This window comes from Bradyrhizobium sp. 2TAF36 (assembly GCF_052114925.1).
GTDB classification, from domain to species: Bacteria; Pseudomonadota; Alphaproteobacteria; order Rhizobiales; family Xanthobacteraceae; genus Bradyrhizobium; species Bradyrhizobium barranii.
Window position 1 is genome coordinate 24101 of record NZ_JBFRFR010000047.1, and the last position, 26574, is coordinate 50674.

General features: G+C 63.7%; 25 protein-coding genes. 8 read left to right on the forward strand and 17 right to left on the reverse strand.

Annotated elements, in window-relative coordinates; all coding sequences use genetic code 11:
* Positions 1-57: 57 nt before the first annotated feature.
* Genes AB4Z51_RS26145 through AB4Z51_RS26170 form a run of 6 tightly spaced genes read right to left on the reverse strand, consistent with a single transcriptional unit; the run spans position 58 to position 4907 of the window.
* The gene (locus AB4Z51_RS26145; protein ID WP_439036648.1) at positions 58-747 is read right to left on the reverse strand and encodes a MarC family protein; all 690 of its coding nucleotides are present in this window, start codon (positions 745-747) and stop codon (positions 58-60) included.
* A gap of 24 nt (positions 748-771) precedes the next feature.
* Complete coding sequence (locus AB4Z51_RS26150) at positions 772-906, reverse strand: hypothetical protein (RefSeq protein WP_256376406.1); 135 nt, start codon at positions 904-906, stop codon at positions 772-774.
* Between the two features lie 16 nt (positions 907-922).
* Positions 923-1099 (reverse strand): hypothetical protein, encoded by a 177-nt coding sequence (locus tag AB4Z51_RS26155; protein WP_166096581.1) that lies wholly within the window; start codon positions 1097-1099, stop codon positions 923-925.
* Between the two features lie 49 nt (positions 1100-1148).
* The gene (locus AB4Z51_RS26160) at positions 1149-1499 is read right to left on the reverse strand and encodes a phasin (protein WP_071913875.1); all 351 of its coding nucleotides are present in this window, start codon (positions 1497-1499) and stop codon (positions 1149-1151) included.
* 27 nt (positions 1500-1526) lie between these two features.
* Positions 1527-2390, reverse strand: coding sequence for an alpha/beta fold hydrolase (locus tag AB4Z51_RS26165; protein ID WP_085401516.1), 864 nt, complete (start codon positions 2388-2390; stop codon positions 1527-1529).
* Positions 2391-2399: 9 nt separating this feature from the next.
* The gene (locus AB4Z51_RS26170; RefSeq protein WP_441498276.1) at positions 2400-4907 is read right to left on the reverse strand and encodes an alpha/beta hydrolase; all 2508 of its coding nucleotides are present in this window, start codon (positions 4905-4907) and stop codon (positions 2400-2402) included.
* A gap of 132 nt (positions 4908-5039) precedes the next feature.
* Between AB4Z51_RS26170 and AB4Z51_RS26175 the strand changes: the two genes are divergently transcribed.
* The 5 genes from AB4Z51_RS26175 to AB4Z51_RS26195 all read left to right on the forward strand — a co-directional run bounded on the left by AB4Z51_RS26175 (position 5040) and on the right by AB4Z51_RS26195 (position 8427).
* Positions 5040-5966 carry an alpha/beta fold hydrolase gene (locus tag AB4Z51_RS26175; protein WP_441498277.1) on the forward strand — a complete coding sequence of 309 codons (927 nt, stop codon included), beginning with the start codon at positions 5040-5042 and terminating at the stop codon, positions 5964-5966.
* Positions 5963-6559 carry a hypothetical protein gene (locus tag AB4Z51_RS26180; RefSeq protein WP_439036651.1) on the forward strand — a complete coding sequence of 199 codons (597 nt, stop codon included), beginning with the start codon at positions 5963-5965 and terminating at the stop codon, positions 6557-6559. The genes AB4Z51_RS26175 and AB4Z51_RS26180 overlap by 4 nt, the downstream gene beginning before the upstream one ends.
* Positions 6560-6652: 93 nt before the next feature.
* Positions 6653-7300 carry a CoA transferase subunit A gene (locus AB4Z51_RS26185; protein ID WP_439036652.1) on the forward strand — a complete coding sequence of 216 codons (648 nt, stop codon included), beginning with the start codon at positions 6653-6655 and terminating at the stop codon, positions 7298-7300.
* 4 nt (positions 7301-7304) lie between these two features.
* Positions 7305-7955: a 3-oxoacid CoA-transferase subunit B gene (locus AB4Z51_RS26190; protein ID WP_166096587.1), complete on the forward strand. Its 651-nt coding sequence runs from the start codon at positions 7305-7307 to the stop codon at positions 7953-7955.
* Between the two features lie 13 nt (positions 7956-7968).
* On the forward strand, positions 7969-8427 hold the full coding sequence (locus AB4Z51_RS26195; RefSeq protein WP_441498278.1) for a MaoC family dehydratase: 459 nt from the start codon (positions 7969-7971) through the stop codon (positions 8425-8427).
* 6 nt (positions 8428-8433) lie between these two features.
* On the opposite strand, the gene fabI is transcribed toward AB4Z51_RS26195, so the two are convergent.
* Genes fabI through AB4Z51_RS26215 form a run of 4 tightly spaced genes read right to left on the reverse strand, consistent with a single transcriptional unit; the run spans position 8434 to position 13653 of the window.
* Positions 8434-9222 carry an enoyl-ACP reductase FabI gene (gene fabI, locus AB4Z51_RS26200; RefSeq protein ID WP_028147828.1) on the reverse strand — a complete coding sequence of 263 codons (789 nt, stop codon included), beginning with the start codon at positions 9220-9222 and terminating at the stop codon, positions 8434-8436.
* Positions 9219-10433, reverse strand: coding sequence for an acetate/propionate family kinase (locus tag AB4Z51_RS26205; protein ID WP_439036653.1), 1215 nt, complete (start codon positions 10431-10433; stop codon positions 9219-9221). Before AB4Z51_RS26205 ends, fabI begins: the two co-directional genes overlap by 4 nt.
* A 5-nt stretch (positions 10434-10438) precedes the next feature.
* Positions 10439-11401 carry a phosphate acetyltransferase gene (locus AB4Z51_RS26210; RefSeq protein WP_439036654.1) on the reverse strand — a complete coding sequence of 321 codons (963 nt, stop codon included), beginning with the start codon at positions 11399-11401 and terminating at the stop codon, positions 10439-10441.
* 29 nt (positions 11402-11430) lie between these two features.
* Positions 11431-13653: a DUF3141 domain-containing protein gene (locus tag AB4Z51_RS26215; protein WP_439036655.1), complete on the reverse strand. Its 2223-nt coding sequence runs from the start codon at positions 13651-13653 to the stop codon at positions 11431-11433.
* A gap of 151 nt (positions 13654-13804) precedes the next feature.
* On the opposite strand from AB4Z51_RS26215, the gene AB4Z51_RS26220 reads away from it, so the two are divergent.
* Complete coding sequence (locus AB4Z51_RS26220; RefSeq protein ID WP_439036656.1) at positions 13805-14326, forward strand: GNAT family N-acetyltransferase; 522 nt, start codon at positions 13805-13807, stop codon at positions 14324-14326.
* 349 nt (positions 14327-14675) lie between these two features.
* On the opposite strand, the gene AB4Z51_RS26225 is transcribed toward AB4Z51_RS26220, so the two are convergent.
* From AB4Z51_RS26225 to AB4Z51_RS26235, 3 genes are all read right to left on the reverse strand, one after another.
* Positions 14676-14999 (reverse strand): hypothetical protein, encoded by a 324-nt coding sequence (locus AB4Z51_RS26225; RefSeq protein ID WP_071913852.1) that lies wholly within the window; start codon positions 14997-14999, stop codon positions 14676-14678.
* 222 nt (positions 15000-15221) lie between these two features.
* Positions 15222-17072, reverse strand: coding sequence for a dihydroxy-acid dehydratase (gene ilvD / locus AB4Z51_RS26230; RefSeq protein WP_441498279.1), 1851 nt, complete (start codon positions 17070-17072; stop codon positions 15222-15224).
* Between the two features lie 201 nt (positions 17073-17273).
* Complete coding sequence (locus tag AB4Z51_RS26235) at positions 17274-18143, reverse strand: VOC family protein (protein ID WP_441498280.1); 870 nt, start codon at positions 18141-18143, stop codon at positions 17274-17276.
* 917 nt (positions 18144-19060) lie between these two features.
* On the opposite strand from AB4Z51_RS26235, the gene AB4Z51_RS26240 reads away from it, so the two are divergent.
* Together AB4Z51_RS26240 and AB4Z51_RS26245 are read left to right on the forward strand one after the other, a co-directional pair.
* Positions 19061-21307 carry a TOMM precursor leader peptide-binding protein gene (locus AB4Z51_RS26240; protein WP_441498281.1) on the forward strand — a complete coding sequence of 749 codons (2247 nt, stop codon included), beginning with the start codon at positions 19061-19063 and terminating at the stop codon, positions 21305-21307.
* Positions 21308-21402: 95 nt separating this feature from the next.
* A complete protein-coding gene (locus AB4Z51_RS26245) occupies positions 21403-22779 on the forward strand; it encodes a SagB/ThcOx family dehydrogenase (protein ID WP_283018873.1) in 1377 nt (458 codons plus the stop codon).
* Between the two features lie 33 nt (positions 22780-22812).
* Here AB4Z51_RS26245 and AB4Z51_RS26250 read toward each other — a convergent pair whose 3' ends face one another.
* Genes AB4Z51_RS26250 through AB4Z51_RS26265 form a run of 4 tightly spaced genes read right to left on the reverse strand, consistent with a single transcriptional unit; the run spans position 22813 to position 26571 of the window.
* Positions 22813-23673: an ABC transporter permease gene (locus AB4Z51_RS26250; protein ID WP_441498282.1), complete on the reverse strand. Its 861-nt coding sequence runs from the start codon at positions 23671-23673 to the stop codon at positions 22813-22815.
* Positions 23670-24599, reverse strand: a complete 930-nt coding sequence (locus AB4Z51_RS26255) for an ABC transporter permease (protein ID WP_014495224.1) — start codon at positions 24597-24599, stop codon at positions 23670-23672. The genes AB4Z51_RS26250 and AB4Z51_RS26255 overlap by 4 nt, the downstream gene beginning before the upstream one ends.
* A complete protein-coding gene (locus AB4Z51_RS26260) occupies positions 24599-25591 on the reverse strand; it encodes an ABC transporter ATP-binding protein (protein WP_208071328.1) in 993 nt (330 codons plus the stop codon). The genes AB4Z51_RS26255 and AB4Z51_RS26260 overlap by 1 nt, the downstream gene beginning before the upstream one ends.
* The gene (locus AB4Z51_RS26265) at positions 25588-26571 is read right to left on the reverse strand and encodes an ABC transporter ATP-binding protein (RefSeq protein WP_166105807.1); all 984 of its coding nucleotides are present in this window, start codon (positions 26569-26571) and stop codon (positions 25588-25590) included. The genes AB4Z51_RS26260 and AB4Z51_RS26265 overlap by 4 nt, the downstream gene beginning before the upstream one ends.
* Positions 26572-26574 lie beyond the last annotated feature (3 nt).

Below are 26574 nucleotides of genomic sequence, written 5' to 3' on the forward strand. Positions count from 1 at the left end.
ATCACCGGACCAACCTCGGAGTCGCATTGGCCGATTGTGCGGTCGGCGTGCTTCCACCTATTGAATAGCGCGCGAAGCGCTGTCCAATATGGACCGCGCGACCTCGGAAACGCCGGTGAGGATGATCTGCACGCCGATGCAGAGCAGCAGGAAAGCTGACAATTTCGTCACCACGCTGGTGCCCTCCTCGCCGAACAGACGCGCCATTGCGCTCGATTTCCGGTAGGCGTGATAGATCGCGGCAGTCACGGCGAACGCCACCAGAAGCGAAACGATCGATGACTGGAACATCGCATCGAGGCTGCTGGTCCGGCTGATTCCGATCGCGATAGCTGTCGCGATCGTTCCCGGCCCGGTCGTCAGCGGAATTGTGAGGGGAAAGAAGGCCATGCGCTTCATGGTCGCATGATCTGGGGACGAGACCTGGTGAGGTCCGGCCGGGCCCGACGGCGCGTGGAGCATGGACCAGCCCGTCGCTGCGACCACGAGGCCACCGGCAATCCGAAGCGCCGGGATGGTCACGCCGAAGAAGTTGAGGATCTGGCTGCCCAGAAACAGCGACACCAGCAGGACCACGAAGGCATAACCGGCAACCCGTAGCGCAAGGCTCGCGCGCTCGTCTTCAGAAAGACCTCTCGTCTTGTCGAGGAAGATGAAGGCCAGTCCGTAGGGATTGATGATCGCGAACAGCGCGCCGAAGCCGAACAGGAAATCGGCAACGAGCCCCGATGTGGCGATATCACGCATGCTGCGCCCGCTCCGCTCTTCGGCTTACGGGCATGTGAAGCCGGGCGCTTTGAAATCGGCCAGATTGTCGAGCGTCTTGCGCAGAACCTCGAACAGCACGGCCACCGACCAGCTGTTGGCGACACGGGCCAGCATGCCGACGAAAAACCGGGGCATCATCCGATGATACCGGATCTCACTTGTCCTTGCCGGGTGATCGCTCAAGACGCGATCTCTGCGCGCGCATGCGCTTGATCTCCTCCCTGAGCGCCTCGGCTTTTTCGTCTCGTTGCTCGCTCGCCGTTTCCAAGGGTTCGTCGCGAAGCAACTTCTGGAGTGCCTTTTCGACAGAAAGCTTGTTGGTCTCGGCCATACCAGACCTTTCTGACGCTACCGCGTCTGTCAGTACCGTGGTTGCAGTCTCAGCTCTTCGGACTGAACATGCCGCCGGCCGCCTTCATCGCCGCCTCACCCATGGTCTTGGTCTGGTCGGTCAGGGCCCGCATCTGCTCCTGGAAGAAATCGGCTTGAAGCTTGAGCGCGTCCTGGACATCCTTGGCATGGATCAGCTTGTCGCTGAGGTCCAGGGTCGCTGTGACATTGCGCTGCATGAAACTGCAAAACTCCTTCGCCTGGTTCGCGATCGGCAGAGGCGACGAACTGATCCCCTTCTCCAGCATCTCGAAATAGTCCGCGTTGGCCTTGCGCAGGCGGCCAAGCGCCTCGGTCAGCGCCGCACGGACGTTATCTGCCGATAGATTGATCTCTGCCATGACGTCTCTCCCTTCAGGTGTTAGCAGTTACGCGGTAAGTCCACCGAACCAGGCGCCGAAATAGCCGGCGTAGAGCGCGGGTACTTCGAGATTCATCGAGTGCCCGACGCGAGGCACGATCACGAGACGGCAATCCGGCATCGCATCGGCCATGACGTGAAGATCGGCTGGCAGAATCCAGCCGTCCCATTCGCCCCATAGCACCAGATGCGGATGCTTCAGCTCCGGCATGCGGCGCTCGAGCTCTCTGCTCTCTCTTTCCTTCGTGAGGTTGACCGGCGTCCCGATCCAGATGCCCTCGGAGACGCCAAAGGTCTGCTCGATGATGCGGTCGAATAACGCCTGGATGTCCTTCAATCCCTCCCGAAATCGAGGCACGGCGTTCGGCGCCATGCTCTCGGGCACGAACAGCGAGGACGCCGCCGTCGCCATGATCGTCCGTGTCAGGTCCTTGCTCGCCATCATCGCCCGAAACAGGCCGATTTGATCGGCATTGAAAGCCATGCCGAGCGGCGTCACCGGATCGAGTGCGAACACGCGCCCGAAACGCTGCGGCTGCATCAAGAGCATGCGGGCAGCGATGATGCCGCCGGTCGAATGCGTCGCGAGATGGCAATAACCGATGTCGAGCATATCGAGTGCCGCCAGCATGTCCTCGGCATGCTGCTGCATGGAGTAGTTCGAATAATCGGCGGCAGGCTTCGGCCGGTCGCTGTCCCCGCAGCCGCGCCAGTCGATGGCGATGACGCGCAGGCCCGTTGGAAACAAGGGCGCAGCCAGCTCGATCCAGTCCTTGCTGGCGAGATTGCCATGGATGAAGACGACGGTCACTTCGCCTCGGCCCCACTCCCGCCAGCCAAGCTCGATTTCACCCGCCTGCACCCGTGGCATAGACCGATCCTATTTGTTGAGACCGGCGGTTGGTGCCGCACCGGGAGGTGTCGGCGCCACTGGCAGGGCGGATACCACGGAACCCTTGATCATGCGATCTGTGCCGAGGGGCGATGAGGTGTCGACCGTTCCTTTCGTGACGAAGTCCACGACGTCGGCGGAATATTCCACCGGATTGTCGGTATGGATGAAGTGCCCGGTCTCCGGATAGATTTTCAGAATCGGCCGGTTGCCCGCATTGGTCATGCGCGTCATGAACGGCGTGATGACGTCGCGTCCGAGATCGGTCAGCCCGTTGAAAGCCGGCGTCGGGATGAACGGCTCCTTGTCACCGAAAGCGAGGAAGATCGGCGCCTTGATCTGGGTAACCCGCTCGTAAAGGTTCTTCGGATCATCCTGCTGGAGCTCGGCCCCGATCGTGTAGATGTCGAAGATGAAGACGTTGCACCACTGTTCGAGCTCCTTGGGATTGCCCTTTGTAAGCCCGACGCGCTGCTCGGTATGGAAGCGCGCATATTCGCTGTCGCTGAAGAAGTAGCCGCTCTTGGCCGCCGACACCACGCCGGTGTCGGGGTCGCGCTTCTTGAAATAGAAGAAGTCGCGAATGCCCTGCTCGTCGCGAGCCTTCTCCGCCGCCAGGATGCCGGTCTGGTCCCAGATCTGCTTCCACTTGTCGAAGTCGCGACCGAGTCCCGGTTGGAACAGAGGTGCCTTCTTGTCTTTCGCGATCGTAATGTCGCGCGGGTATTCCTCGAGCCCGGATGGTGCTTCGAGCGCGAGGCCCTGCACCGCATCCGGCCAGGTCAGGGCGTACCCCGTGACGAACTGACCGCCCAGCGAGTGGCCGAGATAATAGGCTTTCTTGACGCCAAGCTGGTTTACGACGAGATCGTAGATGACCTCGCGCATATCCTGCATGATGCGCGCCGGGCTCTTATCGAGATTACCGGGCCCGGACATGCCGTAGTTCGGCAAGTCCGGCACGATCACACGCAAGCCACTCCGCAGCGCATATTGCATGATGTTGCCATAGTGCCCGCCGAATGCGCCCTTGCCGTGGATGATGACGAGGACCTTGGGATCCTTGTCGGTGCCGGCATACTCATCCATGTAACCGATCTGCCAGGTGTTGCCGATCTTGTCCTTGGCGTTGGCGTATTTGACCGGATAGGGATAGGTCACGAAGTCCTTCCAAAAGGACTTGCTCGGATCGATGTTTTCGGCGACGCCCGGCACACGATAATTCTTGTCGACGAACATCCTCGCACGATCGAGAGCCGCGACGTCGTCCATGAAGGCGACGAACTTCGGATCGTTCTTGCGCTGGTTGATGATTGGGAACACGCCGTAATGTGCGACCGGGCTCTCCTGCGCGATCAGGTCCGCGCCCGGCACGCGATCTACGGCCTTCTGCGCCAGCTTGAAGTTCAGCCAGAGGTCGTTGGTGATGTGCATCACCAGTGTGCGCGACTGGATGCGGCCGAGATATGGATTGATGTTGTGGGTCTCACCGACCCGGTTGCGCCAGACGAGATCGACGGCGTCATAGAGCTTGGCACGGTTGGTGACACTCAGACCGGCCTTCTCGTTCGGCGGATCCCAGTAGAATATCTCGGGCTGGACCGCGGCCCAGTTCTGGGTCGTGCGGAAGCCGAAGTCGTAGCCCGTCATGCCCAGAATCGACCAACCGAACGCCACACCCGGCATAGGGTGCTTCTCCTTGGGCAGATTGTAGTAGTCGCCCTTGGTCGCCTGCCAGACCGGATCGCCCTCGATCGCGGCCGTCATCATCTGGAAGGTCCAGTTGCCGACGGGGTCTTCACCGTCCGACTGCGTGGTGCCGCCGATCGGCATCAGCGCGCCGATATATTCGGGATGCATGACCCCCCACACATAGGTCTGGGTGCCGCCCATGGAGACGCCCGTGACAAGCGCGACGCGCGCGACCTTCAACTCGTCGCGCAGCAGGCGGTAGTTCGCCTGCACCATGTCGTAGTAGCTGTACTGCGGAAACTTGATGCCGAGGCCGTCGGACGGTTTGCTGGCGCCCCACGTCCCGAGCGGGTCGACCATGATGACGTAGTAGCGGTCGGTGTCGATCGGCCGTCCGGGGCCGATGATCGGGACGCCGCCCGACAGGGCCGCGCCCTTGACCCACTGTTCGTACATATCGGTGGAATCGCCGGAATAATAGGAATTGATCACGACCGCGTTGGTGATCTCACCGGCGGCATTGCGCCGCGCGTTGCCGATCGCGATGTATCCGGTACGCAGCTTGCCTGCCCCGAGCGATTCCAGCGTCACGCCGCCCTCGCCGCCATTCTCCCATTTGGAGGGATTGGCCAGGTCGTACTTGCCGCCAAGCCGGAAGTTCGCGATCTCATAGGTCTTTTTGAGCCCGTCATGCTGCATCTGCGACGAGCGCCGCGTGAACGGCTGGGCGACCGCGAGCGCGGTGCCGAGCAGCAACAGGATCAGGCTGACGAAGCAACGCTTGAGTGCGCTTCTCCCGTTCATGACGAACTCCCTACTGGCGGTATTTTGCGCGAACGCTAGGCTGGACCTCCTCCTGAGGTTTGATTTAGCTCAATGGAATCCTTGAGCCTGCGTTGAGGATCGTGGTCATCGTCACGCTGGCCGGTCTCCGCAATGCCCTTCCTCACTCATGGCTCATATCGTATCCGCTATGAGCTCGACGGACCGGCGAACACGCCTGCCTATGTGCTCGTCAACGGTCTCACGCAGTATTCCGAGCTTTGGGGCACGTATCGCGACACGCTGATCGCACGGCGGTTCCGGGTCGCTACCTTCGACCTGCTCGGCCAGGGCGTCTCCGACAAGCCCGCGCTGTTCATCGATCAGGACGACCACATCGCCGTGCTGCATCGCCTGATCGGCGAACTTGGAGACAGTCCGGTCTTCCTCAGTGGCATCAGTTTCGGTGGCTTGATCGCGCTGCGCTATGCCATCGAGCATGGCGCGCGGCTGTCGGGCCTTGTACCGATGAGCTGCTTTGCCGAGCTTTCACCACAACTGCTTCTGATCGGCAACGCCTTGCGCACCGGCCTCATCCTGGGCGGAACCGGCTACCTCCAGGATCTGCTGCTGCCGATGAACCYGTCCGACCAGTGGCTGAAGCCGCTGCTGGACAAGCTCGACAACGTGAAGCGGCGGGGCTGGCTGGTCAACGACGTCTACGCCCTTCAGAACCTGATGGAGTCTTTCCTCGACTTCAAGCCGCTGACGCCGCAGCTCTCCTCAATATCCGTCCCGACCATGATCCTGAACGGCGAGTTCGACTTCCTCACGCCGCGGGCGCTGCACGAGACGTTGCGTGTGGAGATTCCCGACAGTGCGCTCGTCATCATCCCGAGGGCCTATCACGCCTTCACGCTCGAAAAGGCTGCACTAACTGCCGACCTGTTGGCGCGCTTCGCCGAGGACGTGTTGGCTGGCCGCTGGCAGGGCAACAAGCAGGTCTTGATCGCGCCGGAAGATGCCGGCGGAGACTTTTCGCCGTTTCCCGCCGGCTATGACCATCTGCGCGCGATCCCGGTGCAGAGGCCAGCAACATGAGCGCGTTCTTCGGACCGCTGCAAGCCGACGGGCGCGTGCCGCCGCACCAGCAGACGCGGGTCGCCGCGTTCCTGGTTTCTGCGCATGGTGCGCTGGCACGGCAATTCGCGGTCGCCCTGCCCGCGAGATTCGATGCCGCCTGGCAGACCGAATTGCACGCGCAGTTCTATCGCGAGAGCGAGATCGTCTCGCTTCTCATGCGCGCGACCGCCTGGGTCCCGGACCTCGCGCTGGGCCCCATGGCGGCATCCTGGGAGATGGCCTGGCTCCCCGCCCCCATCGAAGGCATCGCCGACCACACCCGCGCGCAGACCATTCACCTCGCGACGCTCGCACATGCGGTCCATGCCGGGATCCGGCCGGCGGCCCTGCTGCCGACGGAAGCGAACGCGAACGATCCCTTCGTGATGGCGCTGCGCCGCATCGAGTTCGAAAGCGGCCGGCTGTTGCAGGCGCAGATTCTGTTCCTGAAGGGCCCGGACCTCCTACCTTTCCGGGATGCCGTCAGCGCGACGCTCGAACGGCGGCACGCCGAGGTGCGCAGGCTCTGGCACGAGACCCTTGCAGGCGTCGGCGTTGGCCTGCGCGAATGACCCGGCAACCTTGACGCAGATCAAAGCCGAGAGTCTGCCCGCCCCCAACATCGATCCAGTATTCACTTGCGCCTGCCGACCGGAGTTCCGCCCATGAAGGCCGTTTCCGTCGAAGAAGCCGTTGCGATGATCCCGGCCGGTGCGAGCGTCATGGTCGGCGGCTTTATGGGCGTCGGAACCCCGGAGCGCCTGCTTGACGAACTCGTGCGGCAGAACAAGACCGGCCTGTCTCTGATCTGCAATGACGCCGCTACTCCCGGCAAAGGCGTCGGCAAGCTGTTCGACGCTGCGCTGGTCTCAAGGCTGACGGCAACGCATATCGGCCTCAATCCGAAGGCGCAGCAGCAGATGCTCGCGAACCAGATCGCCGTCGATCTCGTGCCGCAAGGCACCTTCGTCGAACGCATCCGCGCCGGCGGATGTGGCCTCGGCGGCGTGCTGACGCCGACGGGCGTCGGAACGCTGGTTGCCGAAGGCAAGCGTCAGATCGAGGTGGATGGCAAGCCGTTCCTGCTGGAGACGGCATTGCGGGCGCAGTACGCGCTGGTTCACGCGTTTCTCGCCGACTATCTCGGCAATCTCGCTTACGCTCTGACCTCCCGCAACTTCAACCCGATCATGGCGATGGCTGCCGACACGGTCATCGTCACTGCAGAGAATATCGTGCCCGTCGGTGTCATCGCGCCCGATCACGTCGTGACCCCGGCGCCGCTCGTCGATTACCTCATTACCAACGGGTGAGATCATGGACCCGCAGATCATCATCGCCCGACGCGTCGCCAGGGAGTTGAAGAGCGGAAACCTCGTCAATCTCGGCATCGGCATTCCGACCCTGGTTGCGAACTACGTTCCGGCCGATTTGAAAGTCTTCTTTCAGTCGGAGAACGGACTGATCGGCACCGGGCCGATTCCCGAACAAGGCATGGCGCATCCGACACTGACAGACGCCGGCGGCCGCCCCATTAGCGCGCTCCCGGGTGCGGCGACCTTCGACAGTGCGATGTCGTTCGGACTGATCCGCGGCGGCCATGTCGACGTCACCGTGCTCGGCGGCCTCCAGGTCGATGCGCATGGGCTTCTCGCCAACTGGATGATCCCAGGCAAGATGGTGCCGGGTATGGGCGGGGCGATGGACCTCGTCAGCGGCGCCAAGCGGGTCATCGTCGCCATGCAACATGCAGCGAAGGGCAAGTCGAAGATTGTCAAGACATGCAACTTGCCTCTGACCTCGGCGCGCCCGGTCCATTTGGTCGTGACCGACATGGCGGTCATCGGTTTTGCGGACGGCAAGGCGACGCTGCTCGAGACCGCCCCAGGTGTCAGCGTTGGCGAGGTTATGGCGGTGACAGAGGCCGAATTGGTCGTTCCTGACAACATCCCTGAAATGACGATCTGACGAGGTCACGACCATGCGGATATTCAGCGACTTCAACGAGATCAAATCCGCGGTCGGCACCGAGATCGGCGCGAGCGACTGGATCGAAGYGACCCAGGATCGGATCAATAAATTCGCCGAAGCAACCTGTGACCAGCAATGGATCCATGTCGACCAGGACCGCGCCAGGAAGGAAGCGCCCGGCGGCACCACCATCGCTCACGGCCTGCTGTCGCTCTCGCTTGCTCCACTGTTCATTCGATCCGTGATGGGCTTGAAAGGGCTGCGCAATACGCTGAATTATGGCGCGGATCGCATCCGGTATCTGGCGCCGGTGCCGGCCGGCTCAAAGCTCCGCGGCCGGGTCACCGTCGCTGAAACCGAGGACGTGCCGCCGGACGGCTTGCGCGTCAACTATCATCTCGTGATCGAGATCGAGGGCGGCAAGAAGCCCGCTTGTGTCGCCGAGCTGATCGCCCTGCACTATCGCTGAGGGCGCTCAGTCGATGATGTGATACCCGCCATCGATATAGAGAACGCCCCCGGTGATCAGCTTGGCGCCGTCAAGCGCCAGGAACGCGGTGGCATTGCCGACGTCGTCGATGCTGACCAGGCTGCGCGCCGGCGCTTTGGACTGCGCCTTGTCCATAAGCTCGTCGAACTCCGGGATACCTGACGCTGCACGCGTGGCGAGCGGGCCGGGTGAGATCGCGTGTACGCGGATCCCCTTTGGGCCAAGTTCGGCGGCCGCGTAGCGGACGGCCGCTTCAAGCGCCGCTTTCGCCACGCCCATGATGTTGTAGTTCTCCACCACCATCTGGCTGCCGTAATAGGTCATGGTGAACATCGTGCCGCCGTTCTTCATCAGCGGCTCGGCGAGATGCGCCATGCGCAGGAATGACCAGCAAGAGACGTCCATCGTCTTAAGGAAGCCATCGCGGCCGACGTCCACCACGCGGCCATGGAGTGCTTCCTTCGGCGAGAAGGCGATTGAATGCAGCAGGAAATCGAGCTGTCCCCATTCCTTCGTAATCCGCTCGAACACCGCCTCGGTCTGCCCCTCCGTCATCACGTCCAGCGGCATGAAGATCGGCGCTTCCAGCGCCTGCGCCAGCGGTTCGACGTGCTTCTTGGCGCGATCGTTGAGGTAAGTGACGGCCAGATCGGCCCCAAGCGCACGAAATGCCCTCGCGCACCCCCAGGCAATGGACTGGTCGTTCGCGATGCCGACGACGAGGCCCTTCTTGCCCTTCAGGGCAACCTTTGTATCCGGGAACACGGGGATCATGACACCCTCTCTTGCCTTGGATTGGTCGATTGTCCGTTCATCAACAGCGACAGCGTATGCTGTGCGATCATCAGCTCTTCGTCGGTCGGCACGACGTAGACGGGGATGCGGCTGTCGGAACGCGAGATCAATCTGGAATTGCGGGAGTTCTCGACGGGATCGAGCGTGCCGCCGAGCCATCCGAGCTGCTCGACCACGCGCGCGCGAATGTTCGCCGAATTCTCGCCGATCCCGGCCGTGAAGACGAAGGCGTCGAGGCCCTGCAAGGCGGCCGCGAGCATGCCGGCACTGAGACCGATCCGATAGACGAAATAGTCGACCGCGAGCTTCGCCTTGGGGTCGGCGCTCGCCTCCAGCTCGCGCATGTCATTGCTGACACCGGAGAGCCCCTTCAATCCGCAGTCGCGATAAAGGAAGTTCTGCACGTTTGAGGCAGACATCCCTTTCTCGGAGATGAGGTAGATCACCACCCCGGGATCAATCTGGCCTGGACGCGTTCCCATCGGGAGGCCATCGAGCGCCGTGAAACCCATGGTGCTCTCGACGCTACGCCCGTCCTTGAGCGCGCACATCGACGCGCCGCTGCCGAGATGGGCAACGATCACGCGCCGCTTCGCGATATCGGGCGCCACGCCCGGCAGCGTCCGGGCGATATATTCGTAGGACAGCCCATGAAAGCCATAGCGCCTGACACCCTCGGCATGAAGTTGATGCGGAATAGCATAATGGTCGGCGACGGCATCATGCGTGCGGTGAAATGCGGTGTCGAAGCAGGCAACCTGTGGCAGCGTCGGGAAATTCGCCAGCAGCGAACGGATCGGCGCCAGATTGTGGGGCTGGTGCAGCGGCGCCAGGGTCACAAATCGTTCGAGACGGGACACGACGCCGTGGTCGATCAGTACCGGCCGCGAATAGTCCGGCCCACCATGCACGACCCGGTGACCGACCGCCATCGGCGTGACGCGAAGTTCGTCCCGCAGCCAGTCGCCGGCAACGGCCATCGCCGCCGGAACATCAGGCACGGCCTCGATCGGATAGGCCCGATCGGCCATCGGATCGCCGCTCGGGCCACTTGCCCGCAGACGCGGTCGGCTGCCGATACCGTCAATCTGTCCCTTGATCTGACGACGAAGCGCACCGTCGCCTTCGATCGCATAGACCTGAAACTTCACACTGGACGAGCCGGCATTGACGACGAGGATCGTATCCATGGCGATCACGCGGCAACCGTCGGCGCCTTCCGGCGCCGGGCATGAGCATAGAGCGCGGCGACGGCACAAGACGCCATCCGCGCACGTGGCGAATCCGCGCGCGAGGTCAGCACGACGGGCACGCGCGCACCGAGCACGATGCCGGCGCCATCGGCCTTGGCGAAATAGGCGAGATTCTTGGCGAGCATGTTGCCGGACTCGAGGTCCGGAACCATCAGGATCTGGGCGCGGCCGGCGACCTCGGATGTGATGCCCTTGATCCGCGCCGCTTCCAGATCGATGGCATTGTCGAAAGCCAGCGGGCCGTCGAGGATGCCGCCGGTGATCTGGCCGCGATCGGCCATCTTGCATAGGGCAGCGGCTTCGATGGTCGAGGGGATTTTCGAGGTCACGGTTTCGACAGCAGACAGAATCGCCACCCGCGGCGTCTTGCCGAACCCTGCCTGGTTGTAGAGGTCGATCGCGTTCTGAATGATGTCGCGTTTGGCGTCGAGATCGGGGAAAATGTTGATCGCCGCATCCGTCACGAAGATGGTCTCTGCATAGGCAGGCACATCCATCACGAAGACATGGCTGATACGCCGGTTGGTGCGCAAGCCACCGGTCTTGGCCGTGACGGCGCGCATCAATTCGTCGGTGTGCAGGCTGCCCTTCATCAACAGCTCGCCTTTGGCGGCATGGATGAGCTCGACGCCCTTGGTCGCGGATTCGTCGCTGTGCGCGGCATCAACGATCTCGAAACCGGACACATCGAGATCGCACCGGGCGGCAGTATCCTTGATCTTCCGCTCGGGCCCGACGAGCACAGGCCGGATAATTCCGGCGCTTGCGCTATCGATGGCGCCGCGCAGCGAGGTCTCGTCGCAAGGATGCACCACGATGGTCGGCGTTGGTGGCGCACCCTTCGCCGCCGCAATTAAGCGATCGTACTTGCTACCGGGCTGGATTTGCGTCGTGTCGGCCGACATGATGTCACTCCCGATCCTGCCAATCCGCGTTACGACGCCCGTGCCTTGGGATCGAAAGGGGCGACGTTCGATGTCAACTCCGCCTCTCCGTCCAGACCGAAGAGCGCGGCGACGCGCTTCAGGCGATTGGCCCGCTCGCCGGTGATGTCCTCACTCGCGGACAGCACCTCGCGCATCGCCACGAAGGCCGCACGCCGCTGGTTGGTGTCGTCGGGCAACAATTTCGGGATCGCAGCGAGAGCACCTTCGCGATCGAGAAGCAGCATGAAGAACTGCTCACGCACCAGCTTCTTGAATTCCGACAGCGTCATGCGGGCGCCGGCATGGTCACGCCGAACATGCCGCAACGCCTCGATGCTCCGCTCATCCACCATGCCGCGTGCGGAGCCAACATAAAGCAGCGCGCGGAGCGCCGCTTCGCGGAGCCCGCCCTCAGCGATGTGCGATTTCAGCTCGGCGATCCGTGCCGCGAGCATGGCGCGATGCTCCGGCGACATCTCCCGGTGGCGCGAGGGCACGGAATTAGGGTCGACGCCGACCGCGGCCTGGAGCAGCGGCGAGCCGTAGAGGTTGAGGAAGACGGCCTCGCTCAGCGCCTCCTGCGCATCGCGCCAGCTATCCAGCGTGTGCACGATCTGCTTCGACATTTGTTCCTGGAATGCCAGGAATGGATTGTCCTTTGAAGCCGGCTTGCGGTCTGTCTCGACACGATCTGCAGCCGATTTGACCGTGGACATCCAGGGGTTCTGGCTGCTGAACGCCTCGTATTGCAGCCGCAGCGGATGCATGTTGCGGGCCCATTCCGCGAGTTGGGGCGTCACCATGCCCTTCACCCACGGCCGCAAGAATTTTTGATAGGCCGCGAGATTGAGCTCCGAGACACGCTTGGCCGCAGCGAAGCGCCGCTCGTCCTCGGGCGAATTTCCGCCCATCGCGCGGATATCATCCAGCGTGCGGGCCTCGCAGCGCATCACCCACTGGCCTGTCGCAAGATCCGCATTGAGCGTCTCGTTGCCACGGGCCTCGAACGTGGCCTCGTAGAGTCCTGGCGGCAGCACGTCGATCAGGTCGATGTTGCTGGAGAACTCAGCGTGCTCCTTCTTCGCCACACCGCCGGATACGAAGATGCCGAGATGGCCGATGCTCTCGTGAACGGTATAGACGATGGTCTGGCCATAAGCTCTGATCTCGTCGACGTCGGCGTAGCAGTCCAGGATCCAGTCCAACGCCTGCTGCGGCGGGGTGACATTGTCGCCCTTGGAGCAGAACACCACGATCGGCGAGCGAATGTTGCGCAGATCGACCTTCTGGCCATCGGACATATCGATCTTGCCGGCTGCGAGATTGTTGCCGATGAAGAGCTCGTCGACGATGAACTGGATTTCCTCGGCATTGAGATTGACGTGTCCGCCCCACCAGCGCTCGAAATCGAGATAGCGTTCCGCCTCGGTATCGACCTTGGAGTAGACGTTGTACTGCTTGGCCCAGAGCGTATTCGACGGGTTCTGGTTCTCGAAATTCTGTACCAGCCAGGCACCGTCGAACTTGCCGGCGCCGAGATCGCTCGTGAGCGCCGTGAGCCAGCTTCCGCCCAGCAGGCCGCCGGAATAGCGCATGGGGTATTTGCCATGCACGCCTGCCCAGTAAGCCAGCGGCGCACCGGCGATGATCAGCGGCCCGAATAATTCCGGCCGCAGTGATGCCAGGATCATGACGGCCCAGCCGGCCTGACAATTGCCGATCACGCAGGGCTTTCCGTCGGCGTCCGGATGGCGGCTAATGACGGTCTCGATGAAGATGGCTTCCGCGCGCGCAATGCGTTCGATGGTTTGCCCGGGCATAGGCTCCGGAAGGAAGCCGATGAAGTAGCAGGGATGCCCCGCCTTCATGGCGACGCCGATCTCGCTATCGGCCTTGAAGCCGCCGATGCCGGGTCCATGGCCGGCGCGCGGATCGACCACGACGAACGGACGCCGGCTCATGTCGATCTCAACATCCTTCGGCGGAATGATGCGCACCAGCGCGTAGTTGACCGGTTCGTCCAGCTTCCGGCCGTCCGTGATCAATTCAGCAGCATATTGCAGCACATGCGGTGCGGTCTGGGCGACGTGATCGCGGTACTGGTCGCCGCGCTGGCGCATGATGTCCAGGAACAGGACGCTGCGCTGTCCCGCATCAACCATGTATTCCACGGCCGAGGCGACTAGCCCCGACATCGGGCCATCAGGCAGCTTTAAGTCTTTGATCGCCATGTTCGACCTCGTCGTCGCGCGAGGTCATTCAAAAAGCTCGGCGGTCGCTGACGTTGATTTAGGTCAACGGTTGGTGACGGCGTTCGCGTCAATCGGGATCGACCAACCGCCCCGCGGGGGCACGCCGCAATCGGGCCGCGGGAGAGCTTAAGTGCCGGATGCAGCCAATTACAGCCGCCAGGAGAGACTACGCGACGGACGATTGGTCGATATCCGGGCGCTTCGTCCCGAGGATGAGCCCGACATGCTTGCCGCGCTCGAGGAGACCAGCGCTCAATCGCTCCAACGCCGCTTCTTTGTGACGAAGCGTCATTTTTCCGAACGGGAACGCGCTTTCTTCATGGAACCCGATTTCAGAAACCACGTGGCGCTGGTTGCGTGCACGGAAGAGGCGAGCCGCAGCATGATCATCGGCGGTGGTCGCTATGTCATATTCGAGCCTGGACGGGCCGAAGCAGCTTTCGTCGTGATCGATGCCTGGCAGGGACGCGGCGTTGGCGGGCTGCTGACGCACCATCTGATCGCTATCGCCCGCGAGGCCGGTTTGACGGAGTTGACCGCGGAAGTGCTACCGGAGAACGCAGCCATGCGCCGCGTCTTCGACAAGTTTGGCTTCAAGCCCGCAACGATCCGCGAACCCGGTGTAATTCACATGGCATTGAAGCTGTCCTAATACGCGGCCGGCACGAGAGCTCCAGCATCGAGAGAAATGGCGGCGGCGCGTCGCGCCACCGTCCGTTGGTACCAGCACCTCCAAGCGCGCGCCCTCACCCCAGGCCTGAATTTTCCGCCGCGCGCGATCTGTCAGGCGAGCGTCAGCCTGTTCGTCTAGCTTCGCAACATGTCGGCCGCCGACACACGCCGCCCCTCAGCAATCCCGGACACTGGCGACACCGCCCAGGGCGTCGCCGGTTGCGAGGCCCGGTTGGATTCGCGTCCATTTCCGGGCCTCGTTTGCTGCCTCAAAAGAAAACGGCGCCCCCAAAGGAGCGCCGCCCGAAACTCTTCGTCGCTGCGTCGGCTCAGTAGCCGCAGGACGCGCAGCCCATCTGCACCGGCGCGTAATAGGAATACCCCGGCGAAACCATCTCGACGCGCTGGCGCGTGGCGTATTGCGGCGGGACGCGTTCGTACTGGACGCTCGGCGGTGCCACCATCACTGTCTGCGGCACCATCACGGTGCGGTACTGCGCCGGCGTGCGGTGCGCGACGGTAGCGCCGGGAGAAACCATCACGGTCTCGTCGACGGTGCGGTATTGCGGCTGCACGTATTGCTGCTGGTAGCAGGTCTGGCACGGCGGCGGCGCGTAGCAATTGTAGCAGCCGGCAGAGGCCGCGCTCGTCATGGAAATCGCGGCGACGACTGTTGAGAAAGCGATAGCGAGAGTACGAGACATTGTGGTGGTGCCCCAGTTGCCCAAAATGGATTTGCGAAGGTCGCGAGCAGTATACGCTGCAACATCCCGAGTTGCCGAACTTCGTCGAGGCATCCTTAATGCGAACGGCCGGCTTTCGCCGGCCGTTCAGAACTTGTTGACTATGCGCGCGAGGCGCGGACGGTGCAGCGCTTACTTCGTGCGCCGCTTCACCTCGCGCACGGCACCGCGCGCAGCGCTGGTGGTGAGCGCAGCGTAAGCCTGCAGCGCGGTCGAGACGTTGCGCTTGCGGCCCACAGCCTGCCAGGCGGCATCGCCCTTGGCCTCTTCCGCCGCGCGGCGCTTGGCGAGCTCCTCGTCGGAGACTTCCAGCGTGATACTGCGCTTCGGGATGTCGATGGCGATGCGGTCGCCGGTGCGCACCAGACCGATGTTGCCGCCTTCCGCCGCTTCCGGCGACAGATGGCCGATCGACAGGCCGGACGAGCCGCCGGAGAAGCGTCCGTCGGTGACGAGCGCGCAGGCTTTGCCGAGGCCCATCGATTTCAGATAGCTCGTCGGATACAGCATCTCCTGCATGCCGGGGCCGCCGCGCGGGCCTTCGTAGATGATGACCACGATCTCGCCGGCAACGACCTTGCCGCCCAGAATGCCTTCCACAGCGGCGTCCTGGCTTTCGAACACGCGTGCCGGGCCGGAGAACTTCAGGATCGAGGCGTCCACGCCCGCGGTCTTCACGATGCAGCCGTCCTGCGCGAGGTTGCCGTAGAGCACGGCGAGACCGCCATCCTTGCTGAAGGCATGCTCGAGGTTGCGGACCACACCCTTCTCGCGATCGCTATCGAGCTCGTCGTAACGGCGCTCCTGGCTGAAGGYGACCTGCGTCGGGATGCCGCCGGGCGAAGCGCGGAAGAAGGTACGGACCGACTCGCTCTTGGAGCGCTTGATGTCCCAGCGCTCCAGCGCGTCGTTCATGGTCGGCGCGTGCACGGTCGAGACCGAGGTGTCGATTAGGCCGGCGCGATCGAGCTCGCCCAGAATGCCCATGATGCCGCCGGCGCGATGCACGTCCTCGACATGGRCGTCGGCGACCGACGGCGCGACCTTGCAGAGCACGGGCACGCGGCGCGACAGCCGGTCGATGTCCTGCATGGTGAATTCCACCTGCCCTTCATGGGCCGCCGCCAGCAGATGCAGCACGGTGTTGGTCGAGCCGCCCATCGCGATGTCCAGCGTCATCGCGTTCTCGAACGCCTTGAAGTTGGCGACGTTGCGCGGCAGCACGGAGGCATCGTCCTGCTCGTAATAGCGGCGCACGATATCGACGATGGTGTGGCCGGCCTCGACGAACAGGCGCTTGCGGTCTGCATGGGTCGCCACCACCGTGCCGTTGCCGGGCAATGCGAGGCCAAGCGCTTCGGTCAGGCAATTCATCGAATTGGCCGTGAACATGCCCGAGCAGGAGCCGCAGGTCGGACACGCAGAGCGCTCGATCACCTTGACGTCCTCGTCGCTGACCTTGGAGTCGGCGGCCGCCACCATGGCGTCGATGAGGTCGACGGCCTTGGTCTTGCCCTGCAACGTGACCTTGCCGGCCTCCATCGGGCCGCCCGAGACGAACACGGCGGGGATGTTGAGCCGCAGCGCGGCCATCAGCATGCCGGGCGTGATCTTGTCGCAGTTGGAGATGCAGACGAGGCCGTCGGCGCAATGCGCGTTGGCCATGTATTCGACGCTGTCGGCGATCAGCTCGCGCGACGGCAGGCTGTAGAGCATGCCATCATGGCCCATGGCGATGCCGTCATCGACCGCGATGGTGTTGAATTCCTTGGCGACGCCGCCGGCCTGCTCGATCTCGCGGGCGACGAGCTGGCCGAGGTCCTTGAGGTGGACGTGGCCGGGCACGAACTGGGTGAAGGAGTTGACGACCGCGATGATCGGCTTGCCGAAATCGGCATCCTTCATGCCCGTCGCGCGCCAGAGGCCGCGGGCGCCCGCCATGTTGCGGCCGTGGGTGGTGGTGCGGGAGCGATAGGCTGGCATGGCGGTTTCCGTCCTCGGTTGGGTCAGCCGGGCGGAAAAATGGAAGCCGCCTCAGGCCTTTCCGGCCGGATAGCGCACGGGCTGGGCGCGCGCAACGGGAACTTGCCCCGAAACGGCCCGGATCGGCCCCGCGCAGGCCTCCCCTGCTCCCGGCGCGGGTTATTGCAGGGTCGCGCCAGCGCCGGACGGACGCTGCAGCAGCTAGCGCTTCGGCTTTGGCAGCACAATTCTCCCCTGGGAGGCAATGCCGCCCCACTTGGCGGACCACCCGACTTCCGAGGCCGAGAATGGCTCGATGCCTGCATGACCCCCGGCACCCTGCAGTGCAAACAGGGCGCCCTGGGGATCCACACATCGTGCGATCCAGCAGCCATCAGGCAATTCGATCGGACCCTGGAGGATCCGGCCTCCACCAGCATTCACATGCTTCGTCGCAGCGCCGATGTCGTCGACATTGAAGTAATGCAGCCAACATGGCTGCGCTACGCTCGAAAGTTTCGTCAGCATGCCGCCGACCGTTTGCCCCCCGGCCGAAAACAATTGATACCAGTCCGCTGGATCGGTTTGAGCGTCGGCTTTCTGCCAACCAAATAGTTCTTTGTAGAAATCGAAGATCACTGTCCGGTCGGCGGCCAATAGCTCATGCCAGCCTACGCGCCCGGGCTCGTCCAGCCGGCCCGGTTTCCATCGGCCATATGTCGGTTTCTCGATCAGCCCGAACGTCGCTTTCTGCGGATCGGCAGCGACTGCTATTCGACCAATATTGGTGTCGGTCGGCGGCACAAAGATCGTGCCTTCGAGACGCCTGATCTGCGCGGCAGCCCGGTCCAGGTCGTCGACAGCGACGTAACCCATCCATCTCGGCGTTGCCCCTGATCTCCGCCCCTCTTCCGGGATATCCATAAGGCCGCCCAGCGGGATGTCGCCGCTACGAAGCACCGTGTAAGGCAGTTCCGGAGTCGATTCATCCTTCACGCCCCAGCCGACGACCTTGCGATAGAATGCGCCCGCCGCCGCGACGTCCGTGGTCAGCAGTTCGTACCAAGCGAAACGTCCGAGTTGATCCGCCACGCCGATCTCTCCGTTCAAACCTGGATGCGCTTGCGGCACTGCACCAAGCTGCACGCGTAGCGAGAGCGTGGATCGTTGACGCGTTGTGTCAACCGGCCGTGCCGGTTGCCGTTCATGAAGATGAATACATCCCGAACGTGCAGCCCCGCGCTTTTGTGCGCGTAATTGTTGCCCGCGTTATTTCCTGGGCGTAGACTTACCGCGGCTGGGATACTTCTTGCAATGCTCGGAGGTTCGACCATGCGGCAGGCGAAGAAGACTTCTAAAGGGAAGAAGCGAGTAAGCAAAGTCGCCGTGCCGGCGTTCGGAGCCGCAGGGTTGACGTTCTCGCTGGCGGGAGGCGCATCGGCGTCCGCCGTACCGACACCCGACGTACAACAATTGCCGCACCTTGGAACGGGCCAGGCAATCGCGCTCGATGAAGAGGAAATGGCTGACGTCAGCCTGGCCACCTTCCATCTCTTCGACAAGGAAAACGCCGGTAGCCGCGTGCAGCTGGCATGGCGCGGATGCGGCGGTTGCCGCGGCTGCGGAGGCTGTCGGGCTTGCCGTGGTTGCCGATGTGGCGTCGGTTGCCGATGTGCGGGTTGTGCAGTTGGCTGTGCTGTCGGCTGTGGCGTTGGTGTGGTGGGATGTGCCGTATCATGCGCGGGTTGCTGCGCATCATGGGGCCGCTGCCGCGTGTGCTAGACCCCGGCACGTTCCGAATGTCAAATTCACGGGTTGATAGGTCATTGGCCGGCCTCAAGAAAGGGTCCGGCCAATTGCTTGATTTCGCTACGACGCCTGCATCGGCGGCTTGCGGGTGACAGCTGAATTCGTTTCAATTCTCTGGGAAAATGCCGGCGCGCGGTCGCGACGTTCCATCTTGCGCCGGGGATCTAGCATGACGGCAACAGGATCAGCGTGCTGACTCAATGACTGCAACTCGCAAGACCCGCGTTGCGCGGCAGACCCGCAAAGACATTCTCCGATTTGCACCGAACTTCACCGCTTACGTACTGCCTCCCGATGCGGTTTGTCTCTATTCCGAGAACCGCAAATTCTTCCTGCACGGCGAGCTCTACTGCGCCCTCGCCACTGCGATCGGGCAACACGGCAAGGCCGGGTCGGAGATCATTCGCCAGCTTTCGAAGCGCTTCCCGGCCGACAAGATCGAGGAAGCAATCAAGCGGCTGCTCGATCGCCGATATGTCGTTGCGCGGACCCCGAAAGCGTTCGACGACGCCGTCGGCGGTTTCCTGGCAAGCCTCGGCATGCCCCTGGAGATCGCGGAACAAAATCTTCGCAATTGCCCCGTGCAGGTCGAGTCGATTGACGTCAAAGGCGCCAAGGAGCTGACCGCGGCGTTGAGCAAGCTCGGTGTTCAAATCGCCAAGCGCTCGCCGAAGCTCACGATCACGCTGGTGAACGATTATCTCGACCGGCGGCTCGCCGAATTGAACCACGAACGCGTAGCGGGCAAAACGCCATGGCTGCTGGTACAGCCGTCCGGCGCGTTTCCGCTGGTCGGGCCCATGTTCAAACCGGGCGAGAGCGCCTGCTGGACCTGCCTGTTCGATCGCATGATCCGCAACCGGGAGATCAAGGGGTTTCTTGACCGGGGACCGGCGCGTGCGGTTGCCATGTCGCCTCTCGTCAGAGAAAGCGTCGGCAAGACTGGAATCCATTTTGCGGCGGTCGAGATCRCCAAGGCAATTGCCTCGGATTTTCGCACCGATTTGTGCGATCACATCGCAAGCTTCGACCTGACCGGCGCCGCCATCGCCAAGCACTACGTGACGCGACGTCCACAATGTCCGACCTGCGGCAGCAGGAAGCTGAACAACCCGCGCCGATCTCCGGCCCTGGTCGAGATTGCCGAGGGCAAGAGGCTCGTCATGACCAGTGGTGGATATCGCACCGTGACGTCGCGGTCGACGGTGTCGCGCTTCCGCAAGCATGTGAGCCCACTGACAGGGGTCGTGACCCGGCTCGAGCGGATCGACGTCGACCTGCCGATGAACACCAACTACTTCGCCCAGCACAATTTCYCCGCGCCGGCCCACAGCATCGACCAGCTCAGGTCCGGATTGAGTGGCGGCAGTTTTGGCAAGGGCTCGACGGCTGAACAGGGTGAGGCAAGCGCGCTGATGGAATCGATCGAACGCTATTCTGGTATTTTCCAGGGCGATGAGATCAGGACGACGCGCCGCTTCGTCGATTTCGCGCCTGGCGACGCGCTTCTTCCCAACGACGTCCAGCTCTTCAGCGAAACGCAGTTCAAGACCAGGTTTCTGCAGCAGCCGGACGATCCCCATCCGGTGCCCGAGCCGTTCGATCCCTCGACGAGGACCGAGTGGTCGCCGGTCTCGTCGTTGCGCGACAAACGCTTCAAATATCTGCCGACCGGCCTCCTGTACTTCTTCTATGGCGGCTTTCATACGGATTCCAACGGCTGCGCGGCCGGCAACACCCGCGACGAAGCCATCGTTCAGGGCTTCCTCGAACTGATCGAGCGCGATGCCTACGCGATCTGGTGGTACAACCGGGTGCAACGCGCCGAGGTCGATCTCGGGCAATTCGACGATTTCTATGTTCGGGATCTCCAGGCTCAATTTGCGGAAGCCGGGCGCAAGCTGTGGGTGCTCGACATCACCACGGACCTCGGCATTCCGACTTACGTGGCGATCATGCACTGGATGCAGAATGGACACGAGAATATCGAGTTCGGTTCCGGCGCGCATTTCGACCGCCATATAGCGCTGCTGCGATCCCTCACCGAACTGACCCAATTTATGTCCGTCGGCATGATGGGCGGCGCAAGCGGCGAGAAGCCGACCCTCGACGGTGTCACGCCGCTGCGCCTGGAAGACTACCCGTTCCTGACACCGAGCGACCACCCGATCGTCCTCCCAGCGCCGAGCCTCAAGCTTCACGACAATACGCGTGACCAGGTCGTCGCCTGCGTCGAGATCGCCGCCCGTGCAGGCTACGATTTCCTCGTCCTCGACCAGACACGTCCCGACGTCGAGGTTCCGGTCGTCAGAGTCCTCGTTCCCGGCCTGCGTCATTTCTATCGCCGTTTCGCACCGGGTCGCCTTTACGATGTGCCGGTGAAGCTCGGATTGTTGGACCGGCCGCGACCGGAAAGCGATCTGACTTCATTCCTTCCACACACCTGAAGGGTTGCTCTTTCGTGCGCGCTCCCCGGAAAAAGCCGACCAGGAAGATCGCGCCAGACATTGCCGCCCGGTTGAGCCATCATTTCTCCCTCCAGATGCAGCCGGACGGAAACATCACCGCCATTCTGGGCGACTATTCCGTCAACCTCGGACAATTCAGCGCGGCCGCGATGGACTGCGCGCGACATCTGAGCACCGGCCTTCCGCTCGCGTCCTTTGCGGGCAAGAGCGCCCTCGCGAGAGACGTCGACGCCCTGGTACGTCGCCTGGCCCGGCAGGGGCTTCTGGAATACCGCCTCTCCTCGTCGCGTAACACGCAGGACTTCGTGGTCATCGAGCCCCAAGTCCCCGAATACTGGCCGCGGCGCGCGAAGCTGGGCAGTCGTGACACCATTGTGCTATCGCGCTTTGCCTTTCTCCGTCGGCGCGGCAACGAGCTGGTGCTGGAATCGCCATGCGCCGGCGCGTTGTTCCGGATTGGCGATCCCGCCATCGCCGCCACCCTTGCGGCGCTGTCGCAGCCCCGGAAGATCGGCAAGCTCAACCAGAAGGTGGCTTCCTCCACCCTCCATCTGCTCGAACTGTTGCTGGACAGCCAGATCCTGCTCAAGCTCGATGCGAAAGACGGACAAGGCCTGCGGGTGAACGAAGGCGACGGCAACCTCGTACTCTGGGATTTCCACGATCTGGTGTTTCACACGCGGAGCACGGAGGGTCGGCAAGCCAATCCGGTCGGCGCCGCCTTCACCTATGCCGGCATCGTTCCGCCGTCGCCAGCGGTGCGTCCGCCCTGGGCCGGCAGCAAGATTGACCTGCGCAAATTCTCCTCCCCGGAGCCGAACTCCCGCTTCCCGAAGCTGTTGCGCGAACGCCATTCAACGCGGGATTTCGACGACAAGAATCCGGTCACGCTCGGCGAACTCGCGCAGTTTCTCGACACCAGCGCGCGCGTCTTGTCCGAGTGGAAGAGCGAGCCGTATTTCGAAGGCGGTTCCGACGTCACCTACAGCACAAGGCCTTATCCGTCGGCGGGCAGCGCGTACGAGCTGGAATTGTACCTTACCGTCGCGAACTGCGACGGGCTTGCGCGCGGGCTCTACCACTACGATGCAGGGAGCCACGCGCTAGTCGCGATCAGCGCCTCCCCCCAACAACTCCAGGCGCATTTGGCGGCTGCCCAGTTCGCCATGGACGCGCCGGGTCAGCCACAAATCCTCATCACGATCGCGGCGCGTTTTGGGCGGATCTCCTGGAAATACAGCTCAATCGCATATTCGCTGATCCTGAAGGATGTCGGCAGCCTGATTCAGACGCTCTACCTGACGGCAACCGATATGGGCCTCGGCGGCTGCGCCATTGGCAGCACCAACATCGATCTGTTCGCGAAAATGACGGAGTTGGAATTCCATATCGAGGGCCCGGTCGGTCAATTCGCGCTCGGGCGCGGCAGGACGCCGGAGGTCCAAGGCTAGAAGCGGGTGTCCGACGGCGTCAGGCCAGTCGCCCTATTGCAAGGTCGGATCGAGCCGGTCGCGCAGCCAGTCGCCGATCACGGAGACGGCCAGCGTGGTGATCACGATTGTGGTCGCCGGCGCCAGCATGATCCAGGGCGCCCGGGTCAGGTACTCCCGGCCATAGCCGACCATGTTGCCGAGGCTGGTCATCGGCGGCTGCACGCCGAGGCCGAGGAAGGACAGGCCGGATTCCATCAGGATCACCTCGGGGAAAACCAGCGTGGTCGAAACGATCAGGGTCGAGGCGATGTTGGGCAGGATGTGGCGCAAGTAAATCCGCGACGGCGTCGCACCGAGCTGGCGGACGGCCGCGGCATAGCCTTGCGCATTGGCGGAGATGGCGAGGCCGCGGGCGATGCGGGCATAGCGCTCCCAGCCGAACAGCCCCATCAGGCCGATCAGCAGCGGCAGCGAATTGCCGAAGAAGGCGAGCACCGCGAGCGCCATGATCAGGAACGGCATGCTGGCCTGGAAGTCGGTCAGCATCAGCACGAACTGCTCGACGGCCCCGCGGAAATGCGCGGCAAGGAAGCCGAGCGTGGTGCCGACGATCGCCGAGATCGCGGTCGCGCCGAAGGCGATCAACAGCGAGATGCGGATCGAGACGAGGAGCCGCGACAGCACCTCGCGGCCAAGCTCGTCGGTGCCGAGCCAGTGCGCGACATTGCCGGGAGCAGCCAGCCGGTTGCGCAGGTCGAGCTGGGTGAAGCTGTAAGGCGCGATTTTCTCGGCGAACGCCGCGATCACTAGCATCGCCACGATCCAGGAGATCGCTAGCCCGACCGAGACTGGAATGGCCGGCAGGCTGATGCGGCGGCGGACAGCCGTATAGTTCAGCGTCGCATCGGTCATGCGTGCGCTCCCTTGGCGCGGAGGCGCGGATCGAGGAAGCCGTAGAGGAAATCGACGATCAGATTGGACGTGACCATGGTCATCGCGACCAGCAACAGGATGCACTGCACGACGGCGAGGTCGCGGTTGGCGACGGCGACGACCAGCAGGCGCCCTACTCCCGGCCAGGCAAACACGCTCTCGACCACGACCGCACCGGCGATCAGCGTGCCCACCATGAAACCGAGAATGGTGACGGTCGGGATCGCCGCGTTCGGCAGCGCATGCGACGTCACCACCTTGCGCCACGGCACGCCCTTGGCCGAGGCGGTGCGGATATAGGGCTGGCCCAGCACCTCCAGCATGGCGCTGCGGGTGAAGCGCGCCAGCACCGCGGCGCCGCCGAGGCTGAGTGTCACGATTGGCAGGATGGCGTGACGCCAGCTGTCCTGCCCGCCCGACGGCAACCAGCCGAGCTGAACGGCGAAGACGAGCACGAGCAGCAGCGCAAGGACGAAACTCGGCACGGTGAAGCCGGCGACCGCCGTCATCATCACGGCGCGATCGATTCCCGAGCCGCGGTGCAGCGCCGCGTAGATGCCGGCGGGAATGCCGAGGGCGACCTTGAAGAAGAAGGCCGGCAGCGTCAGCGCCAGCGTTGCCGGAATCCGCTCCAGCACGAGCTCGATCGCCGGTCGCCCGTCGCGCATGGAGCGGCCGAGCTCGCCCTTGGCGATGGCGCCGAAGTAGTCGAGGTACTGGAACCAGATGGGATCATCGAGCCCCCAGGCCTTACGGAAAGCAGCGAGCACTTCCGGCGGCGCCTCAGGTCCCAGGATCATCAGCGCGGGATCGCCGGAGAGGCGCAGCACAACGAAGGCGAAGGTGACGACGAGCACGATCGTCAGCGCCGCGCGTCCAATCCGAATGGCAAGGTAGCGTCCCATCAGGCCGCGTCCCGCGTCTCGGCCTGCGGCCCCGTCACGAGATGGCAGGCGACTTGCCTGTCACCGCTGACGGCCGACAGCGCCGGGACCTCGCTCGCGCAGCGCGCGATAGCGCGCGGGCAGCGCGGATGGAAGGCACAGCCTTGGGGCCGCGCCGCCGGGTTCGGCGGATCGCCTGCCAGCACGATGCGGCCCGCGCTGCGGCGGCCGGGCGCGGGTGACGCCGAGACCAGCGCCTGCGTATAGGGGTGTTCGGGACGCGCGAAGAGATCATCGGCGCTGCCGATCTCGACGATGCGGCCGAGATACATCACGGCGACGACATTGCTGATCTGCCTGACAACGCGTAGATCGTGGCTGATGAACAGCAACGTCAACCCGAGCTGCGCCTGGAGATCGCAAAGCAGGTTCACCACCTGCGCCTGGATCGAGACGTCGAGCGCACTGACCGGCTCGTCGCAGACGAGGAAATCGGGCTTTGTCGCCAGTGCCCGCGCCAGCACAATACGCTGACGCTGGCCGCCGGAGAGCGCGCCCGGATAGCGCGCGCCATGCGCCGGCGTCAGCTCGACGGCGCGCAGCAATTCGCGGACACGCTCCTCGCGTTCGGCCGGCGTGCCGAGACCGTGAATGTCCAGGGGTTCGCGGATCTGGGCTGCGACCGGCAACCGCCGGTCCAGCGCCCCCAGCGGATCCTGGAAGATCATTTGCATGCGCGCCCGCTGCGCGCGCCACGCCTTCGTGCCTGGCGCGGCCATCATCTTGCCGTCGAACCGCACCTCGCCGCGATCGGGCGGCTCGAGGCCAAGCACGATACGACCCGTGGTCGATTTGCCCGAGCCGGACTCGCCGACGAGGCCCAGTGTTTCGCCCTTGCGGATCGCAAGTGACAAGCCGTCGACCGCGTGAACCGCTGTGCTGCGGCCGAACATCCCGGAGCGCATCGCGTAGCTGCGCGAGATCGAGGACATCTCGACGAGCGGCCCGCTCATTCGGCGGCGATCCCGAGCAGCGCACGGCGCGAAGCTTCAGCCCGGATGCAGGCGACCACGCGATCATTCGCGATCGGCGCCAGGCTCGGCACGGCAAGTCCGCACGGCTCGGCCGCCAGCGCGCAGCGCGGCGCGAAGGCGCAGCCGCTTGGCATGTGCGCGGGATCGGGAACGGTCCCCGGAATGGCCGTGAGACGTCGACGCGGTCCGTCGAGCGGCGGCAGTGCGCCGATCAGGCCCTGCGCGTAGGGATGCACCGGATCGGCAAAGAGCTGATTGGCGGGCGCCTGCTCGACGATGCGGCCGGCATACATCACGGCGACGCGGTCGCAGTTTTCCGCGACGACGCCGAGATCATGGCTGATCAGCACCATCGCCATGCTCATCTCGCGGCGGATGGTCGAGAGCAGCTCCAAAATCTGCGCCTGGATGGTGGCGTCGAGCGCCGTGGTCGGCTCGTCCGCGACGAGGAGATCGGGATTTCCGGCCAGCGCCATCGCGATCATGATGCGCTGGACCTGGCCGCCCGAGAATTCGTGCGGATAGGCTTCGAGCCGCCGCGCCGCATCGGGAATGCCGACGAGATCGAGCAGCCGCCGCGCTTCGGCTCTCACCGCCTCGCCCGAGAGAGCGCGATGCAGCGCCAAAGCCTCGCAGAGCTGCTTGCGAATGGTGAGCACCGGATTGAGTGCGCTTGCGGGGTCCTGAAAAATCATGGCGACCCGCCCGCCCCGCACCCGGTCAAGCTCACCCGTGGGTGCGCCGAGGATTTCGCGTCCGTCGAGCCGCACGGAGCCCGAGACTTTTGCATGCCGCGGCAAGAGGCCGAGCGCAGCAAGCCACGTCACTGACTTGCCGGAGCCGGACTCGCCGACGAGGCCGAGAGCCTCGCCCTTCTGCAAGGTGAGATCGACGCCGCGCAGGACCGGGACGCCGTTGAAGGCGACGCTGAGGCCCTGGATGCTGACCAGCGGCGTCACCAC